At 54.2% G+C, this 295-nt stretch carries 1 protein-coding gene; it reads right to left on the reverse strand.

Annotated elements, in window-relative coordinates; genetic code table 11:
* Positions 1 to 11 precede the first annotated feature (11 nt).
* Complete coding sequence (locus NE473_RS31650; RefSeq protein WP_039891784.1) at positions 12 to 269, reverse strand: phage holin family protein; 258 nt, start codon at positions 267 to 269, stop codon at positions 12 to 14.
* Positions 270 to 295: the final 26 nt, after the last annotated feature.

Raw genomic sequence — 295 nt, forward strand, 5'->3', positions numbered from 1 at the left:
ATCGCAACAGCTTATTTCGTCAGCTGCTTGTACGCCTGGTTGATACCGGTAGCTGCAAGCCCCGATACAGTTCCAACCGCCGCTGCGTTGATGATGTCCGCCGCCGGGAAGTCGGGCATCGTGTACATGCCTGCAACGCCCAGGATTGCCCCAATAACGCCGCAAATCACCGGCAGCCACTTATTGTCCACCGCCGTCGCTTTAACCGCCATAGCGGCCAAATAACACAGCGCTGTGATACCTGCTACACTTGCAATTCCTAAATCCATAATTAATCCTCTCTTTCCGCTCACTC

This window comes from Hungatella sp. SL.1.14 (genome assembly GCF_024460495.1).
Lineage (GTDB): Bacteria > Bacillota > Clostridia > Lachnospirales > Lachnospiraceae > Hungatella > Hungatella hathewayi.